This is a genomic window from Lentzea chajnantorensis, assembly GCF_054300775.1.
Genome location: NZ_JBSDZT010000002.1, coordinates 7406617 through 7426675, shown reverse-complemented (window position 1 = coordinate 7426675; position 20059 = coordinate 7406617). Strand labels below are relative to the sequence as shown.

Sequence of the window (20059 nt, the reverse complement as noted above, 5' to 3'; positions counted from 1 at the left end):
GACACACCGATGACCAACGACGAGAAGCTGCTCGCCTACCTCAAGCGCGTCTCGGGCGAGCTGCACGCGACGCGGCAGCGGCTGCGCGAGGTCGAGACGCAGGACGCCGAACCGATCGCGATCGTCGGCATGGGCTGCCGGTTCCCCGGCGGTGTCACCACGCCGGAACAGCTGTGGCAGCTGGTGACCGGTGGGGTCGACGCGGTGGACGAGTTCCCGTCCGACCGCGGCTGGGACATCGGGCAGCTCTTCGACCCGGACCCCGACGCCGAGGGGAAGACCTACCTCACCCGCGGCGCCTTCCTCGACGACGCCGCGGGGTTCGAGCCGGACTTCTTCGGCATCAGCCCGCGCGAGGCGCTCGCGATGGACCCCCAGCAGAGGTTGCTGCTCGAAACCTCCTGGGAGGCGCTGGAGCGGTCCGGGGTGGCGCCGGGCACCCTGCGGGGCGCGCGCGTCGGTGTCTTCGCGGGCACGAACGGGCAGGACTACAAGGACCTGCTCGCCCGGATGCCGAGCGACCGGGAGGCGGCGCTCGGGACCGGTGTGCTCGCCGCGGTGCTCTCCGGCCGCATCTCCTACACCCTCGGGCTCGAAGGCCCGGCGGTCACGGTCGACACCGCGTGCTCGTCCGCGCTCGTCGCGGTGCACCTCGCCATCCAGGCGCTGCGGGCGAAGGAGTGCACGCTCGCGCTCGCGGGCGGCGCGACGGTCATGGCCACGCCGAACGCCTTCATCGCGTTCAGCCGCCAGCGCGGGCTGTCGGCGGACGGCCGGTGCAAGGCCTTCTCCGACTCCGCGGACGGCACGGGCTGGGGCGAGGGCGCCGGGATGCTCGTGCTCGAACGGCTCTCCGACGCGCGCCGCAACGGCCACGAGGTGCTGGCCGTCGTGCGCGGCAGCGCGGTGAACCAGGACGGCGCCTCGAACGGCCTCACCGCCCCGAACGGACCGTCGCAGCAGCGCGTCATCCGCGCGGCGCTGGACTCGGCCAGGCTCACCCCGGCCGATGTGGACCTGGTCGAGGCGCACGGCACCGGCACCACGCTCGGCGACCCGATCGAAGCCCAGTCCCTGCAGGCGACGTACGGCGCGGAGCACACCCGTGAGGCCCCGCTGTTCCTCGGTTCGGTCAAGACCAACATCGGGCACACCCAGGCCGCCGCGGGCGTCGCCGGGATCATCAAGGTCGTCATGGCGTTGCGGCACCGCACCCTGCCGAAGACGCTGCACGGCGAAGAGCCGACGTCCAAGGTGGACTGGAGCGGCGGCGAGATCCGGCTGCTGACCGAGAACCGGCCGTGGCCGGAGGCGGACCGTCCCCGGAGGGCCGCCGTGTCGTCGTTCGGCGCCAGCGGCACCAACGCGCACACCATCATCGAGGAAGCCCCGGTCGTGGAGCCCGCGGGCGAAGGGGAAGCACCGGTGGACCGCCTCGTGCCGGCGGTCGTGCCGTGGGTGCTGTCGGGTCGCACGCCGGCGGCGGTCCGCGCACAGGCAGCGGGACTGGCCGAGCACGCTCGCGACCTGGACCCGCTGGACGTCGCCTGGTCGCTCGCCGGGACGCGCACCGCCCAGCAGTACCGCGCGGTGGTGCTGGGCGCGGACCGCGACGCGCTGCTGGCCGCCGTCGCGCGCGTCGCCGAAGGCGGACCCGCCGCCGTGGCCGGTCGTGTCCGGAAAGGACAGACCGCGTACCTGTTCACCGGACAGGGCTCGCAGCGGCCCGGCATGGGCAGGGAGCTGCACGCCGGCTTCCCGGTCTTCGCGGCGGCGTTCGACGAGCTGTGCGAGCGTTTCGCACAGGAGGACGCGGCGCTGTCCGGCTTGCGCGACGTCATGTTCGGCACCGACGCCGAACCGCTGAACCGCACCGCGGTGACGCAGGCCGCGTTGTTCACCTTCGAGGTCGCGCTGTACCGGTTGATCGAGTCCTGGGGCATGGCACCGGACCACGTCGGCGGCCACTCGATCGGCGAGCTGGCCGCGGCGCACGTCGCCGGGGTGCTCGACCTGGACAACGCCGTCCGGCTGGTGGCCGCGCGCGGCAGGCTCATGCAGGCGCTGCCGGAGGGCGGCGCCATGGTGTCGCTGCGCGCCACCGAGAGCGAGGTCCTGCCGCTGCTCGACAGGACCGGCGGACGGGTGGGCATCGCGGCCGTCAACGGACCGCGGTCCGTGGTCATCTCGGGTGACACCGACGCCGTGCGGTCGGTTGCCGCGCAGTTCGAGAAGACCCGGCAGCTGCGCGTGTCCCACGCCTTCCACTCGCCGCTCATGGAGCCGATGCTGGCCGAGTTCCGCGCGGTCGCCGCCGCGCTGACCTACCGGCGCGCGACGATTCCCGTCGTCTCCAACGTCAGCGGCGCGCTCGCCGGGCACGAAGAGCTCGCCGCACCGGAGTACTGGGTGCGTCACGTGCGTGAGGCGGTGCGCTTCCACGACGGCGTGCGCGCCCTCCACAACGCGGGCGTCACCCGTTTCCTGGAGATCGGCCCGGACGCGGTGCTCACCGCGATGGCGCGCGAGTGCCTGGTCGCCGAGGACGGCACCGAGGCGGACGTGGTGCTGGTCGCGACGGCGCGCCGTGAGCGCGACGAGGCCGAGACGCTCCTGACCGCCGCGGCCGGGCTGCACGTCTCCGGCGCCGGTCCCGAGTGGACGGAGCTGGTGCGCGGCGCACGTCCGGTCGACCTGCCGCCGACGGCGTTCCAGCGCGACCGGTTCTGGCCGGAGACGGTCGGGGACACGGGCTCGACGGGTTCGGTCGCCGCGTTCGGTGTCGACGCGGCCGAGCACCCGCTGCTGGGCGCGGTGACGGTGGTCGCCGGTTCGGGCGGGGTGGTGCTCACGGGCAGGCTCTCCACCCGCACGCACCCGTGGCTCGCCGATCACGTCGTGGGCGGCGCGGTGGTGCTGCCCGGTACCGCGATGGTGGAGCTCGCCGTCCGCGCGGGAGACCAGGTCGGCGCGCGGAGCATCGACGAGCTGACGCTCGAGGTGCCCCTCGTGCTCCCACCCGACGGGGCCGTGCGCATCCAGGTCGTCGTCGGCGGGGGACAGGACGACCTCCGGGAGGTCGCGGTGTACGCGCGTCCCGAGCAGGCGGCGCCGGACGAGCCCTGGACGCTGCACGCGTCGGGCCTGCTCGGCTCCGGGCGGACTGAGCGGCCGGCCGGGCTGGACGTCTGGCCGCCCGAGGACGCCGAACCGCTCGACGTCACCGGCCTCTACGAGCGGCTGGCCGGGTCCGGGCTGGACTACGGCCCCGCGTTCCGCGCGCTCACGGCGGCGTGGCGCGGTGCGACCGGTGAGGTGTACGCCGAGGTCCGCCTCCCGGACGGCCCGGCGGCCGACGCCGGCCGGTTCGGTCTGCACCCGGCCGCGTTCGACGCCGCACTGCACTCCCTCGCGCTGCTCGGCGGCGACACCCCGGGAGGTGACGGCGCGCGGCTGCCGTTCCTGTTCACCGGAGTCGCGCTGCACGCCACGGGTGCGGCGGTGCTGCGCGCGCGGCTGCTGCCGCTGTCCGACGGCGAGTTCGCGGTGGAGCTCGCCGACAGCGAGGGCGCACCGGTCGCCACCGCGGCCTCGCTCGTCTCGCGGCCACTGGCGAACCTGCGCCGGGAGCACGACGCGACCGCCGACGCGCTGTACGCCCTCGGCTGGCAGCCGGTGACGCTCGGCGAGACCGGCGGCGACTCCGGCTACCGGGTGCTGATGACGACACCCGGTACCACGCCCGAGGCGGTCCGCATGGCGACGCACGCCGCGCTGGCCGCGCTCCAGGAGGACGACGCGCGGCCGCTCGCGGTCGTGACGCGCGGCGCGGTCGACCACACCGGCGCCGGAGGTGTCACCGACCTGGCCGGTGCCGCGGTGTGGGGCCTGGTGCGGTCCGCCCAGTCCGAGCAGCCGGACCGGTTCCTGCTGGTCGACCTCGAACCCGGCGCCGCCGACAACCTCGCCGAGCTCGTCCCGGCGGCTCTCGCCTCCGGCGAACCGCAGCTCGCCGTCCGCGACGGCCGGACCTACGCGGCCCGCCTCCTGCGCGCGAACCGCGCCGCGGACGACGACCGGCCCGCGTTCGACCCCGAAGGCACGGTGCTGCTCACCGGTGCCACCGGCGGTCTCGGCCCGGTGCTCGCCCGGCACCTCGTCACCGAGCACGGCGTGCGGCACCTGCTGCTGGTCAGCCGGAGCGGCGCGGGTGCGGAGCTGGTGGCGGAGCTGACCGATCTCGGCGCGGCGGTGACGAGCGCCGCCTGCGACGTGGCCGACCGCGCCGCGCTCGCCGCCGTGCTCGCCGCCATCCCGGCCGGGCACCCGCTCACCGCCGTCGTGCACGCGGCCGGCGTGCTCGACGACGGCGTCGTGGACTCCCTGACACCGCAACGGCTCGACACCGTGCTGGGGCCGAAGGCGCTCGGCGCGCTGCACCTGCACGAACTGGCCGGCGAGGTCTCGGCGTTCGTGCTGTTCTCCTCGATCGCCGGCACCGCCGGCGCACCGGGCCAGGGCAACTACGCCGCGGCGAACGCCCTCCTCGACGCCCTCGCCGCGCACCGCGCCGCGAGCGGTCTGCCCGCGCTGTCGCTCGCATGGGGACCCTGGGTGCCCACCGGTGGGATGACGAGCACGATCGAGGCGGCCGACCACGCGCGGATCGCGCGCGGCGGCATGACGCCGCTGACGGAAGAAGAAGGCACGGCGCTGTTCGACCGTGCCCTGCGCACCGCCGTGCCGGCGCTCGCACCGGTGCGGCTCGACCTCACCGCGTTGCGCGCGCAGGGTGAGTCGCTCGCCCCCGTGTTCCGCGCGCTCGCCGGACGGACCGAGCGCCGCAGGGCCGCCGCGGGCGAGACGGGGACGGCCTTCGCCGACCGCATCGCCGCCCTCGGGGACGAAGAACGCGCCGAGGCGCTGCTGCAGCTCGTGCGCACGCACGTCGCCGCGGTGCTGGGGCACGCCTCACCCGAGGGGATCGAGGCCGACCGCGCGTTCAACGACCTCGGCTTCGACTCGCTCGCCGCGATCGAGCTGCGCAACGCGCTCATCCAGGAGACGGGGCTGCGCCTGCCGGCGACGCTCGTGTTCGACCACCCGTCGTCCGAGGTGCTCAGCAGCTACCTCGGCACCCTCGTCACCGGCGGAGGGCGCAAGCGTCGCGGCCGCACCTCCACCGCCCCCGCGGACGAGCCGCTCGCGATCGTCGGCATGGCCTGCCGGTACCCCGGTGGTGTCACCTCGCCCGACGAGCTGTGGCGGCTGGTGCACGACGCCTCCGACGCGATCACCCCGTTCCCGCGCAACCGCGGCTGGGACGTCGACCGCGTCCTCGACCCGACCGGCGGGCGTCCCGGCACCAGCTACGTCGGCGAAGGCGGCTTCCTGCACGAGGCAGGCGAGTTCGACGCGGCGTTCTTCGGCATCAGCCCCAACGAGGCCGCGGTGATGGACCCGCAGCAGCGGTTGCTGCTCGAAGCCTCCTGGGAGGCGCTGGAAGCGGCGGGCATCGACCCGCAGTCCCTCAAGGGCAGCCGCACGGGCGTGTTCGCCGGTGTGCAGTACCACGACTACCTCGGCAGCTTCGGCACCGGCAGCATCATCTCCGGCCGGATCTCCTACACCCTCGGACTGGAGGGCCCGAGCCTGTCCGTGGACACCGCGTGCTCCTCCTCGCTGGTGGCGCTGCACCTCGCGGGACAGGCGCTGCGGCAGGGCGAGTGCGGGCTGGCGCTCGTCGGCGGTGTCGCGGTGATGGCGACGCCGGACACGTTCGTGGAGTTCAGCCGGCAGGGCGCGCTCGCCGCCGATGCCCGCACCCACGCCTTCGCCGACTCGGCGTCCGGCACGGTGTGGGGAGAGGGCGTCGGCGTGCTGGTCGTGGAACGGCTCTCCGAAGCACGCCGCAACGGCCACGAGGTCCTCGCCCTGGTCCGCGGGACCGCGGTGAACTCGGACGGCGCCTCCAACGGCCTGACCGCGCCGAACGGGCCGTCGCAGGAGCGCGTCATCCTGGACGCGCTGGCGAACGCGCGCCTCTCACCGTCCGATGTGGACGTCGTGGAGGCGCACGGCACGGGCACCACCCTGGGCGACCCCATCGAGGCGCAGGCGCTGCTCGCCACCTACGGGCAGGAACGCGGCGAGCACGGCGAACCGCTGTGGCTCGGCTCGATCAAGTCGAACATCGGTCACACCCAGGCGGCCGCCGGTGTCGCCGGCGTCATCAAGATGGTCCAAGCGCTGCGCCACGGCATCATGCCGAAGACCCTGCACGTCGACGCCCCTTCGTCCAAGGTGGACTGGGAGGCGGGCGAGGTGCGGCTGCTGACCGAGGCGAGGGAGTGGCCCGCGCTGTCCCGTCCGCGCCGCGCAGGGATCTCCTCGTTCGGGATCAGCGGCACCAACACGCACGTCATCGTCGAGCAGGCGCCCGCCGTGCCCGCCGCGAGCGCCGCCGGGGAAGGAGCGCGGCTGCCCTGGCTGCTCTCCGCGAAGACGCCGGACGCGCTCGCGGGCCAGGCGGCCACCCTGCGCGACCACCTGAACGCGCATCCCGGGCTCGGCACGCCGGAAGTCGGCTGGTCGCTCGCCCACGGCAGGGCACGCTTCGCGCAGCGCGCGTCCATCACCGGTACCGACGCGGAACGGCACGAGGCCCTGGCCGCGCTCGCGGCCGGCGGCACCCACGCCGCGCTCACCTCCGCCACCGCGGCGGGCAGGGCCAAGCCGGTGTTCGTCTTCCCCGGCCAGGGGTCGCAGTGGCGGGGCATGGCCACCGAGCTGATCGACTCCTCACCGGTGTTCGCCGCGCGCATGGCCGACTGCGCGGCCGCGCTGAAGCCGTACACCGACTGGGACTTCGACTCCGAGCTCTCCGGCGCGCTGGACCGCGTGGACGTGGTGCAACCACTGCTGTGGGCGGTGATGGTGTCGCTGGCGCACACCTGGCAGGCGGCCGGCGTCACCCCCGCGGCCTTCATCGGCCACTCGCAGGGGGAGATCGCCGCCGCGTGCGCCGCGGGCGCGCTGTCGCTGGCCGATGGCGCCCGTGTCGTGGCGTTGCGGTCGCGCGCCATCGCGGAGGTGCTCGCGGGCACCGGCGGCATGATGTCGGTCGGTGCCGGGGTGGACGACGTCCGGGAACGCCTCGGCGCGTGGGAGGGGAGGCTGTCGGTCGCCGCCGTCAACGGTGCCGCCTCGACCGTGGTCTCCGGTGACGGTGACGCGCTCGACGAGCTGTACGAGCAGCTGGTGGCCGGCGGCGTCCGGGCGAAGCGGCTCCCGGTGGACTACGCCTCGCACAGCGCGCACGTCGAGTCGTTGCGCGAACGCCTCGCCGAGGTGCTCGACGGCCTGCGGCCGAGCTCGACCGGCGTGCCGTTCTACTCGACGGTGACCGGTGAGCCGATCGACACCGCCACGATGGGCGCCGGCTACTGGTACACGAACCTGCGCGGCACCGTCCTGTTCGAACAGGCCGTGCGCGCGGCGGTCGACGCCGGGCACACGCTCTTCGTGGAGGCGAGCCCGCACCCGGTTCTCACCGTGGGAATCCAGGAGACCGACGCCGCGGTGGCCGCTGTCGGCTCGCTGCGCCGCGACGACGGAGGCCTCGACCGGGTCCTCGCCTCGTTCGGTGAGGCGTTCGCGCACGGTGCCGCCGTGGACTGGGCCGCCGTCGCCGACGGTCACGGCGGGCGTCCGAAGCGGGTGGCGCTGCCCGGCTACGCGTTCCAGCGCGAGTGGTACTGGCTCGACAGCACCGCGGCCGGCGCCGACGTGACCTCGCTCGGCCTCGCGCCCACGGAGCACGCCGTGCTCGGTGCGGCGGTCCTGCGCGCGGACGAGGACAGCGCCGTGTTCACGGGACGGCTCTCGCCCGCGTTGCAGCCCTGGCTGAACGACCACCGCGTGGCCGGCCGGCTGCTGTTCCCCGGCACCGGGCACCTGGAGATCGCCCTGCGCGCGGGAGAGCAGGTCGGCACCGGTGACGTCGCCGAGCTGACCCTCGGCGCCCCGCTGGTGGTGCCCGACGAGGGCGCGGTCCAGCTGCAGGTGGTGGTCGGCGCCGCGGACCCGGGCAACGGCACGCGCGAGGTCGGTGTCTACTCGCGGCCGGCCGACCGCGACGACGAGGTGAGCTGGACCCGGCACGCCGAAGGTGTCCTCGCCCCGACCGGCACGCTGCCCGCCGTCCCCGGTGCGGACCTGGCCGCCTGGCCACCGGCGAACGCGGAACCGCTGCCGCTCGAAGGGTTCTACGACGAGCTCGCCGAGATCGGGCTGGGTTACGGACCGCTGTTCCGCGGCCTGCGCGCCGCGTGGCGCACGGCGGACGGCCTCTGCGCGGACCTGGTGCTCGACGGTCGCGGCGCCACCGCCGACGGGTTCGGCCTGCACCCCGCGCTGTCCGACGCGGCACTGCACACCGTGGCGCTCGCCGGCGAGGTGCTCGGCGGCTCCGGGTCCGGCCCGATGCTGCCGTTCGCGTGGTCCGGTGTGCGCCTGCACGCCACCGGTGCGACGGCCCTGCGCGCGCTGATCCGCCCGCTGGGCGAAGGCGCGGTCTCACTGGTGCTCGCCGATCCCGCGGGCGGCGTCGTGGCGACGGCCGAGTCGCTGACGCTGCGGCCGTTGCGCACCGACGCACTCGCCGCCGCCGAGCAGGCCGGTGCGAACGGCGCCCTGTACGGCGTCGGCTGGACACCCGTGGCCGTACCGGACGCCACCGGCGAACCCGTCGCGGCGGTCCTGCGGGCGGCGGAAGGCAGCAGTGCGGGCGAAGCGCGCGCCGCGGTGAACCAGGTGTGCGCCCAGCTGCGGGACGCCCTCGCCGCGGACGGTCTGCTGGCGGTCGTGACCGGGTCCGATCCCGTGGGCGCCGCGGTCGCCGGGTTCGTGCGCTCGGCGCAGTCGGAGAACCCCGGCCGCGTGCTGCTCGTGGAGAGCGACGGCGCGGACGTGACGGAAGACCGGATCAGCCAGGCCGTCGCGATCGGTGAACCGCACGTGCTGCTGCGGGACGGCGCGTGGTTCGTGCCGCGGCTCACCAGGAGCACGATCGAGGACACCGAACCGGCGTCCCTCGCGGAAGGGACCGTGCTGCTCACCGGCGCCACCGGTGCACTCGGCACGGCGATCGCGCGCCACCTGGTCACCGCGCGGGGCGTCCGCAACCTCCTGCTGCTCAGCCGGCGCGGCGCCGCGCCGGAGTTCGTCGACGAGCTGACCGCGCTCGGCGCCGAGGTGACGTCGGTCGCCTGCGACGTCGCCGACCGCGCCGCGCTCGCCGCCGTGCTGGCGGGCCTGCCCCCGGAGCGCCCGCTGGCCGCGGTGATCCACGCCGCGGGCGTGCTCGCGGACGGCGTGCTGGAGTCGATGACGCCGGAGCGCGTGGACGCGGTGTTCCGGCCCAAGGTCGACGCCGCGTGGAACCTCCACGAGTTGACGGCGGGCAGTGCGCTGGCGGAGTTCGTCGTGTTCTCCTCGTCGGCCGCCACCCTCGGATCGCCGGGACAGGCCAACTACGCGGCGGCGAACAGCTACCTCGACGCGCTTGCGCGGCACCGGCACGGACTCGGACTGCCCGCGCGCTCCCTCGCGTGGGGCCTGTGGGACCAGTCGGGCGGCATGACCGGCACGCTCGACGAGACCGACCGCTCGCGCATCGCGCGCGGGGGTGTCGCGCCTCTGTCCACGGCGGACGGTCTGGCGCTGTTCGACGCCGCGCTGCGCGGCAGCGAGCCCGTCGTGCTCCCCGTCCGGTTGGAGCTGGCGGCGTTGCGCGCTCAGGGCGAGGATCTGGCGCCGTTGTTCCGCGGCCTCGTGCCGGTCCGCCGCGTCGCGGCGGGCAGGGCGAGCACGGCCGGCGCCGGCGGGCTGCGCGAACGGCTCGCCGCCGTGGCCGAGCCCGACCGCGAACCACTGCTGGTCGACCTGGTCCGCGAGCACGTGGCGGCCATCCTCGGCTACCGGTCGGCGCAGGAGGTCGACCGCACCCTCGCGTTCCGCGAGCTCGGGTTCGACTCCCTGGCCGCGGTGGAACTGCGCAACGGCCTGTCCAGGGCGACGGGCCTGCGGCTGCCCGCGACGCTCGTGTTCGACCACCCGACGTCCGCCGCGCTCGGGCGGCACCTGCTGGACGAGTTCGCGGGCACGATCGCCACGGCGGTCAGCGCGCCGCGCCCGAAGGCGGGCGGGGCCTCGGACGAGCCGATCGCCGTCATCGGCATCGGCTGCCGGCTTCCCGGTGGGATCGGCTCTCCCGAGGACCTGTGGCGGGTCGTCGCCGAAGGCCGTGACGTGGTGGGCGAGTTCCCGCAGGACCGCGGCTGGGACGTCGCGAACCTGTACGACCCCACCCTCGACCGGCCGGGCACGAGCTACACGAAGCACGGCTCGTTCCTCGACGGCGCCGCCGACTTCGACCCCGGCTTCTTCGGCATGGACGACGAGGAGGCGCTCACCACCGACCCCCAGCAGCGGTTGCTGCTGGAGACCTCGTGGGAGGCGCTCGAACGCGCGTCGATCGACCCCGTGACCCTGCGCGGCTCCGACACCGGTGTGTTCGCGGGCGTGATGTACCACGACTACGTCGGCAGTGCCGGTTCCGGCAGCGTGGTGTCCGGCCGCGTGGCGTACGAGCTGGGACTCGAAGGGCCGACGCTGTCGATCGACACCGCGTGCTCGTCGTCGCTCGTCGCGCTGCACCTCGCCGTGCAGTCGCTGCGGCAGGGCGACTGCGCGCTGGCGCTGGCCGGTGGCGTGACCGTCATGGCGACGCCGGGAACCTTCGTGGAGTTCAGCAAGCACCGCGGGCTCTCGCGGGACGGCCGGTGCAGGCCGTTCGCCGACGGTGCCGACGGCACCGGTTTCGGTGAGGGCTCCGGCGTGCTCGTCCTCGAACGGCTCTCCGACGCCCGGCGCAACGGCAGGCGCGTGCTGGCCGTCGTGCGGGGCAGCGCCGTGAACTCCGACGGCGCGTCCAACGGCATCACCGCTCCGAACGGGCCCGCGCAGCAGCGCGTGATCCGCAGGGCGCTCGACGCCGCGGGACTCGCACCGTCCGATGTGGACGTGGTGGAGGCGCACGGCACGGGCACGACGCTGGGCGACCCGATCGAGGCGCAGGCCCTGCAGGCCACCTACGGCGCCGGCCGGTCCGCGGACACGCCGCTGTGGCTGGGATCGGTGAAGTCCAACCTCGGTCACACGCAGGCCGCGGCGGGCGTCGCCGGGGTGATCAAGATGATCGAGGCGATGCGTGCCGGGACGATGCCGGCGAGCCTCGGCGTCGACGCCCCCTCCCGGCACGTGGAGTGGGAGGGCGGCAACGTCCAGCTGCTCACCGAGTCGCGCCCGTGGCCCGCGTCCGGCCGTCCCCGCCGCGCCGGTGTGTCCTCGTTCGGCATCTCGGGCACCAACGCGCACGTGATCATCGAAGCCGCGCCGGAAGACGAGGTACCGGCGAGCGAACCGGCCGCGCCGGACACCGGTGTCGTCCCGTGGCTGCTGTCCGGCCACACACCGGAGGCGTTGCGCGCGCAGGCCGCCCGGCTGCTGGACCACGTCACCGGGGGTACCGGGGAACCGATCGCGGTGCTCGCGGGTGGACTGGCGAGCGCCCGCACCCGGCTGCGGCACCGTGCCGCCGTGCTCGGCGGCACCGTCGAGGAACTGACCGGCGGGCTGCGCGAGGTCGCCGAAGGCCGGTCGCCGCGCACCGGCGCGTCGGGCGCCGCCACCGAGGGCAAGCTCGCCTTCCTGTTCTCCGGACAGGGGTCGCAGCGAGCGGGCATGGGCAAGCGGCTCCGCGAGGTGTTCCCCGTCTACGCCGAGGCCTTCGCCGAGGTCCGCGCGCACCTCGACCCGCTGCTCGAACGGCCGCTGGACGACGTGCTCGACGACGCCGCCGCGCTGGACCGCACCGGGTACACGCAGCCCGCGCTCTTCGCGCACCAGGTGGCGTTGTTCCGGCTGCTCACCGCGCTCGGCGTCCGGCCGGACGCCGTCGCGGGGCACTCGGTCGGGGAGTTCGCGGCCGCGCACGTCGCGGGTGTGCTCGACCTGCCCGACGCGTGCCGCCTCGTCGCCGCGCGCGGCAGGCTCATGCAGGAGCTGCCCGCGGGCGGCGTGATGATCGCGATCAAGGCCACCGAGGCCGAGGTGGCGCCACTGCTGACCCGGGACGTGAGCATCGCCGCGGTCAACGGCCCGTCGTCGGTGGTCGTGGCGGGCCCCGCGGAACCGGTGCGGGCGATCGCGGCGCGGTTCGGCCGCACACGGGAGCTGAAGGTCAGCCACGCCTTCCACTCGTCCCTGATGGACCCGATGCTCGCCGAGTTCCGCGAGATCGCCGAGTCGGTGAGCTTCGGAACGCCGCGCATCGCGTTCGTCTCCAGCCTGACCGGGACGGCGGTCACCGGCGCCGACCTGGCCTCACCCGGGTACTGGGTGCGCCACGCGCGTGAAGCGGTGCGGTTCGCCGACGCGGTCGGCGCGCTGCACGACGCGGGGGTGCGCCGGTTCGCCGAGGTCGGCACCGGCAACGCCCTCACCGCGGCCGCGGTCGAATGCCTGCCGGAGGACGGCAGCGCGGTCGTTCCCCTGCTGCGCAAGGACTCCGACGAGGCCGCGTCGCTGGTGTCCGCGCTCGCCGCTCTGCACGTGCACGGTGCCGCCGTCGACTGGACGGCGCTGCTGCCGCACCGCGACGGCGCGAGCCTGCCGACGTACGCCTTCCAGCACCGGCGGTTCTGGCTCACCAGCGGCGCCGCGGCCTCGTCAGGGGGCGGGCACCCGCTGCTGGGCACCGCCGTCGACCTCGCGGGCAGCGAGGGCGTGGTCCACACGGCACGGCTGTCGCTGGCCGAGCAGCCGTGGCTCGCCGAGCACGCCGTGGGCGGCGTGCCGCTGCTCGCGGGCGCGGCGTTCGTGGAGCTGGCGCTGGCCGCCGGTGCCGGGCTCGGCTGTGCGCGGATCGACGAGCTGCTGGTCACCGAGCCGCTGGTCCTGCCGGACCACGCGGCGGTGCGGGTGCAGTGCACCGTGGGGGAGCCCGACGACGCCGGACGTCGTGAGTTCCGCTGCTACGCGGCGGTCGGGAGCGAGCCGTGGACGCTGCACGCGTCCGGCCTGCTGCGGCCCGCGCACGGGCAGACGGCCGACCTCGGTGCGTGGCCTCCGCCGGCCGCGGAACCCGTCGCGCTCGACGGCGTGTACGAACGCTTCGCCGAGCTGGGCGCGGACTACGGTCCCCGCTTCCAGGGCCTGCGCTCGGCCTGGCGGCGCGGCGAGGACGTCTACGCCGAGGTGGAGGTGCCGCGCGAACCGGTCGCCCCGGAGCCGTTCCTGCTGTACCCGGCGTTGCTGGACGCGGTGCTGCACGGCATCGGCCTGCGCTCCGGCGAGGAGCCGGAGCGGATCCGGCTGCCGTTCGCGTGGAACGGCGTGGAGCTGGCGACGCGGGGAGCGACCGCGCTGCGCGTCAGGATCAGCCCGAGCGGTGGCGACGCCGTGCGGGTCGTGGCCACCGACGCGACCGGCCGCCTGGTGTTCACCGTGGACTCCCTCGCCCTGCGCGAGATCCGGCCCGAGCAGCTCTCCGCGGCCGCGTCCGGCGGGCACGAGCACCTGTTCCAGCTCGCGTGGACGCCGCTCGCCGTGCCGTCCGCTCCGAGCGCGGGACGGTGGACCGTGCTCGGCCAGGGCGACGTGCCGGACTCGCGGTGCAAGGAGGTCGCGAGCGTGCTCGAAGAGGCCGTCGCCGAGGTGGTCCTCGCCAGGGACCTCCGCGAGCTGGACAGCACGACCGACACGCTCGTCGTGCTCGCCGAGCCCGGCGGCGACGGTCCTGACTCCGCGCGTGCCGCCCTCGAACGGCTGCTCGCCCTGGTGCGGGACTGGCTCACGGACGACCGGTTCGCCGACATGACGCTCGTGGTGGTCACGCACGGCGCGGCGGGGCCGGACCCGACCCGTCCCGGTCAGGCGGCCGCGTGGGGGCTGCTCCGCTCGGCACAGACGGAGAACCCCGGCCGCGTGGTGCTCGCGGACCTCGAAGCCCCCGACACCGCGGGGAAGCTCCTGGCGAGCGCTGCCCGGTGCCGTGGCGTCCGGCGAACCGCAGTTCGTCGTGCGCGAGGGCCACGTCGCCATCCCCCGGCTCGTGCGTGCCCCGAAGCGGGCCGCGGACCCGGCCGACTGGTCCGGGGGTGTGCTGGTGACCGGTGGCACGGGTGCGCTCGGCGCCGCCGTCGCACGGCACCTGGTCACCGCGCACGGTGCCGACCGGCTCGTGCTGGTGAGCCGCAGTGGTCCCGACGCCCCCGGAGCGCTCGCGCTGCGGGACGAGCTGGCCGGGGCAGGTGCCGAGGTGACCGTCGTCGCCTGCGACACCGCGGACCGCGCGGAGCTGGCCAGGGTGCTCGACGAACACCCGGTGTCCTCCGTCGTGCACACCGCGGGTGTGCTGGCCGACGCCGTGCTGACCTCCCTGACCGCCGAACGGCTGAGCGAGGTCCTGCGCCCGAAGCTGGACGCGGCCTGGCACCTGCACGAGCTGACCCGTGACCGGGGCCTGAGGCGGTTCGTGCTGTTCTCCTCGGCGGCGGGTCTGCTCGGCAGCCCGGGACAGGCCGGGTACGCGGCGGGCAACGCGTTCCTCGACGCGCTCGCCGAACACCGTCGTGCGCTCGGACTCCCCGCCGTGTCGCTCGCCTGGGGACCGTGGGAGGGGGCCGGCATGGCCGCCTCGCTGGACGACGGCGACGCCGGCCGGATGAGCAGGGGTGGTGTGCTCCCGCTCGCCCGGGAGGCCGCGCTCGCGTTGTTCGACACCGCGACGGCCGGGGAGGCGGGGGAGTCCGCGCTGCTGCTCGCCGCCGTACTCGACACCTCGGCTCCGCGCGATGCCGCTCACGTGGCCCCGTTGCTGCGCGGGCTCGTCAGGGTGCCGAAGCAGCAGGCGGCGGCGTCCGGCTCCGGTGCGGCGGCGGCGTTGCGGCGCGAGCTGGCGGCGCTGGACGAGGAGGGCCGCGCGGAACGGCTGGTGCGGCTCGTCGAGGAGGAGGTGCGGTACGCGCTCGGCGTCGAGCGGATCGAGGAGGGCCTGTCGTTCAAGGACCTCGGGTTCGACTCGCTCAGCGCCGTCGAGTTCCGCAACCGCCTCAACGAGGCCACCGGTCTGCGGCTGCCGGCGACGCTCGTCTTCGACTACCCGAACCCGGACGCGCTGACCGCGCACCTCGCGGCACAGCTCGAGCCCGTGACGCCCGCTCCGCGTGGCGGCGACGGCGCCGAAGCGGACGTCCGGGCGGTGCTCGCGTCGATCCCGGTGGGCAGGCTCCGCGAGGCCGGTCTGCTCGACACCCTGCTCGCGCTCGCCGAGCCCCGTCCCGCCGCCACCGGGACGAACGCCCCGGTGGCCGACGCGCTGGACGATCTCGACACCGAAGCCCTCATCAGTCTCGCCCTCGGCGAGACCGGCGACGAGTTCGCCGGCGAAGGGCTGTGACATGGAGGCACGGATGGCTGACAACGCCGGCAAACCGGACGCCAGACTCGTCGAGGCCCTGCGTGCCTCGCTGAAGGAGAACGAGCGGCTGCGCGAGCTCAACCGCTCCCTCACCGAGGTGGCCGACGACCCGGTGGTGCTCGTCGGCATGGCGTGCCGGTACCCCGGCGGGGTCACGACACCGGACGAGCTGTGGCAGCTGGTCGTGGAGGGCCGGGAGGGCATCACCGCCTTCCCCTCCGACCGCGACTGGGACCCCGCGCTGTACGACCCGGAACCGGGGAAGGCAGGACACACCTACACCTGGGAAGGCGGTTTCCTGCACGACGCGGGGGAGTTCGACGCCGCGTTCTTCGGCATCAGCCCGAACGAGGCCGCGGTGCTCGACCCCCAGCAACGGCTGCTGCTGGAGGCCTCCTGGGAGGCCCTGGAAGACGCGGGAATCGACCCGCACTCGCTCAAGGGCAGCCGCACCGGCGTCTACGCGGGCGTGATGTACCACGACTACTTCGGCAGCTTCGGCACCGGCAACATGGTCTCCGGCCGCGTGTCGTACGTGCTGGGCCTGGAAGGCCCGACGATGTCGGTGGACACCGCCTGCTCCTCGTCGCTCGTCGCGCTGCACCTCGCCGCCGAGGCCATCCGCGGCGGCCAGTGCGACCGGGCGCTGGCAGGCGGTGTGACGGTGATGGGCACCCCCGGCACCTTCGTGGAGTTCAGCAGGCAGGGAGGACTGTCCCCGGACGGCCGCTGCCGGTCGTTCTCCGACGACGCCAACGGAACCGGCTTCGCCGAGGGCGTCGGGGTCGTCGTGCTGGAGCGGCTGTCGGAAGCGCGGCGGTGCGGTCACGAGGTGCTCGCCGTCCTGCGCGGCTCCGCCGTGAACTCCGACGGCGCGTCGAACGGCATCACCGCGCCCAACGGGCCGTCGCAGCAGCGCGTCATCGCGCAGGCCCTCGCCGCGGCGGAGCTGGCACCGTCCGATGTGGACGTGGTGGAGGCGCACGGCACCGGAACGACCCTCGGTGACCCGATCGAGGCGCAGGCGCTGCTGGCCACCTACGGCCAGGGCCGTGAGGGCGGCGAACCGCTGTGGCTCGGCTCGGTCAAGTCGAACATCGGGCACACCCAGGCCGCCGCCGGTGCGGCGGCCGTGATCAAGATGGTGCTCGCCATGCGGCACGGGGTCCTGCCGCGGACGCTGCACGTCGGCACCCCGTCCACCAGGGTGGACTGGTCGGCGGGAGCCGTGCGGCCGCTGATCCGGCAACGGGCGTGGCCGGAGACCGGCCGTCCGCGCCGCGCGGGGATCTCCTCGTTCGGCATCAGCGGCACGAACGCCCACGTGGTGCTCGAAGCACCTCCCGCGGCACCCGAGCCGGGAGACGAGCCCCCGGCACCCGTCGTGGTGTGGCCGTTGTCCGCACGGTCGCCCTGCGCGCTCGCCGCGCAGGCCGGCAAGCTGCACGCCTTCCTGGCGGAGCGGGAGGCGGAGCCGATCACCGCCGTCGCGCGGACGCTCGGCACGGCGCGGTCGGCGTTCGAGCACCGCGCGGCCGTCTTCGGTTCCACCGGGGAACAGCTGCTCGACGCGTTGCGCGCGTTCGAGGCGGGCGAACCGAGCGCGGCAGCCGTCAGCGGCCGTGCGCAGAACCGCGGCCGCACGGCGTTCCTCTTCACCGGCCAGGGCGCCCAGCGCCCCGGCATGGGGCTGGCCCTGCGCGCGCACCACCCGGTGTTCGCGGAAGCGTTCGACGAGATCGACGCCGTGTCCGGCCTCGGCCTCGCGGAGGTGCTGGCCTCGGAGGACCCCGAGCTGGTGCGCAGGACCGAGTACGCGCAACCGGCGTTGTTCGCCTTCGAGGTCGCGATGTTCCGGCTGGTCACCTCGCTCGGGGTGAAACCGGCCGCCCTGACGGGACATTCGATCGGCGAGCTCGCCGCCGCGCACGTGGCGGGGGTGCTCGACCTGCCCGACGCGTGCGCGCTCGTCGTGGCGCGCGGCAAGCTGATGCAGGCGCTGCCGGAAGGCGGCGTGATGGTCGCGGTGGCCGCGAGCGAGGACGACGTCCTCCCGCTGCTGGCGGACGCTCCCGGCCGCGTGGCGGTCGCGGCGGTCAACGGACCCGGTTCGGTGGTGCTCTCCGGCGACGAGGCGGCCGTGCTGGCGGTCGCGGGACGGTTCGCGAAGACCCGCCGGCTCACCGTCTCGCACGCCTTCCACTCCCCGCTGATGGACGACATGCTCGCCGACTTCCGCGTGGTGGCGGAAAAGCTCACGTACCACGAGCCGCGCATCCCGATCGTCTCGGCGCTCACCGGCCGCGCGGCCGCGGCCGAGCTGACCGACCCCGGCTACTGGGTGCGCCACGTGCGCGAGACCGTGCGGTTCGCGGACGCGGTGGCGACCCTGCGCGCCTCCGGTGTCACCCGCTACGTCGAGCTCGGCCCCGACGCCGTGCTGACCGGCATGACCGGCGAGTGTCTAGACGAGGACGGCAAGACCGGGCTCATCGCCCTCGGACGTCGCCAGGTCGAGGAACCCCTGGCACTGGCCGCCGGTCTCGCGCGGCTGCACGTCAGCGGAGTGGCGCTCGACTGGCGGAGGCTGTTCCCCGGCACGCGCCGCGCGGCGCTGCCCACGTACGCCTTCCAGCGCGAGCGCTACTGGCTGGCCTCGCAGGCGCAGCTCACCTTCGACACGTTGCCCGGTCACGTCGACGACGCCCCGCCCGAGAAGGCGTTGTGGGCGAGGATCTCCGGACTGCCCCGCGAGGAGCAGCTGGCGCGGCTGACCGACGCGGTGCGCGCGCACACCGCCGCCGTGCTCGGTCACGCGGGTCCCGGCGACGTCGACGAGGACGCGGTGTTCCTGGAGATCGGCATGGACTCGGTCTCGGCCGCCGAGCTCCGCAACTCCCTCGCCGGCGCTCTCGGCACGACGCTGCCCGCCGGCACCGTGTTCGACCACGGCACCCCGTACGCGCTCGCCGCGCACCTGCAGGAGCAGCTGGTCGCGGGGGAGCAGCCTGCTTCCGGCGGTCTCACCGAGGACGAGTCGGTCGCCGGGTTGGTGCGCAGGGCCGCGGCGGACGGCCGGATGTCCGCGGTGATCGACCTGCTGCGCTGCGTCGCGGACGTCCTGCCCGCGTTCGACGGCGTCGAGGAGTTCGGCGTGGTGCCGCCGCCGGTCCGGCTCTCCACCGGGGACGCCCCCGTCCGGCTGGTGTGCGTGCCCTCGCCGATGGCCCTCGGCGGCGCGCACCAGTACGCGCGGTTCGCCCGGCACTTCCACGGCGTGCGCGACGTCCTCGTGCCCGCCGTGCCCGGTTTCGGTGCCGGTGAGCCGCTGCCGGCTTCGGTGGCCGCGGTGGTGGACGTGGTGGTCGAGGGCGTTCGCGCCGCCTGTGAGGACGGCCGGCCCTACGTGCTCGTGGGCTACTCCTCCGGCGGGCAGTTCGCGCACGCCGCCGCCGAAGCCCTGGAGAGGGCCGGTCTGCCTGCCGGCGGTGTGGTGCTGGTGGACACGTACCTGCCCGGCGGCGAGGGCAGGGACGACCTGTGGCAGCAGATGTTCGGCGGGATGCTGGACCGCGAGTCGGCGTTCGGCGGGTTCGGCACCTCCCGGCTCGCGGCGATGAGCCGCTACAGCGACCTGATCCAGCACTGCCCCCCTGGCGCGCTGACCGCGCCCGTCCTGTTCGTGCGGCCTTCCGAGTCCTTCGCCGAGGGGGATTCCGAGTGGCGGGCGACCTGGCCCGGCGACCACGAGCTGACCGAGGTTCCCGGAACGCATTTCACCGTGCTGGAGGATTTCGCCACGTCGACGGCCGAAGCCGTCGACCGCTGGGTGCGCACGTCCCGTGAAGTCAGCCGGTGAGAGCAGCGGCCGGAAGTGACGGGAAACGGCGACGGGGTTGCTCAGTTCGTCTTCATGCGAAAATGTGCCAGCCAGGCTTCCGCGTCACACCGCACGGAGTCGGCGTCCACATTCAACTGCCACGCAATTTCGTGTGCTGCCAGATCCGGCCGCCAGTCGCTGCGCCGCAGTGCGATCCACATCGCGGTACCGCGCCGGCTGCACTTGTGCCAGGTCTGCTCGCTCTGGCAGAAGAGTTCGAGACATCCGTCGGGCAGCACACGTGCGATGAATTCCTCATCATGCGCCGTCATGGCGTGAACCTCCGAGTCCGCGGCCGTCGCCGCGGATTCCGCACTGATCTTGACATCTGGAGGTTACCGGACCTGAAGTGCGAATGCATTGGTGCTGAGGTCAATTCATGCGGTGGTACGAACCGGAGCGGAAACAGTGGAGAAAACTGGAGGTTCGACGGGGAGGTTCCTCCCCGCGCGGCTACTGAGCGTGTCGAGGTGGAGAAAAGTCTACCTTCAATCGGCGGGTTAGAGCCAATGTGGCCTCCCGGCCCGATCACTAATCTCGAATCCAGACGCCGTGCTAGGAGCGCGGGAATCCAGTCAGGAGACCGCAGTGACCACAACTGCCATCCGCGGCCGCACGAAGGCGGTCCGGCTCGA

The 20059-nt window shown here is 74.4% G+C and carries 2 protein-coding genes and 2 pseudogenes; 3 read left to right on the top strand and 1 reads right to left on the bottom strand.

What is annotated here, in order from left to right:
- Positions 1-42: 42 nt before the first annotated feature.
- From ACVDFE_RS35465 to ACVDFE_RS35455, 3 genes and pseudogenes are all read left to right on the top strand, one after another.
- Positions 43-14103 (top strand): annotated as a pseudogene (locus ACVDFE_RS35465) (SDR family NAD(P)-dependent oxidoreductase); the annotation flags it as partial.
- A 13-nt stretch (positions 14104-14116) separates the two neighbouring features.
- Positions 14117-15523: a type I polyketide synthase gene (locus tag ACVDFE_RS35460; protein ID WP_458433530.1), complete on the top strand. Its 1407-nt coding sequence runs from the start codon at positions 14117-14119 to the stop codon at positions 15521-15523.
- 46 nt (positions 15524-15569) lie between these two features.
- Positions 15570-19403 (top strand): annotated as a pseudogene (locus tag ACVDFE_RS35455) (type I polyketide synthase); the annotation flags it as partial.
- 41 nt (positions 19404-19444) lie between these two features.
- Here ACVDFE_RS35455 and ACVDFE_RS35450 read toward each other — a convergent pair.
- Positions 19445-19696, bottom strand: a complete 252-nt coding sequence (locus ACVDFE_RS35450; protein WP_360398816.1) for a hypothetical protein — start codon at positions 19694-19696, stop codon at positions 19445-19447.
- Positions 19697-20059: the final 363 nt, after the last annotated feature.

Excerpts from the sequence above, each read along its gene's own strand:
- ACVDFE_RS35450 (WP_360398816.1), bottom strand. The coding sequence starts at position 19,696 with ATGACGGCGCATGATGAGGAATTCATCGCACGTGTGCTGCCCGACGGA.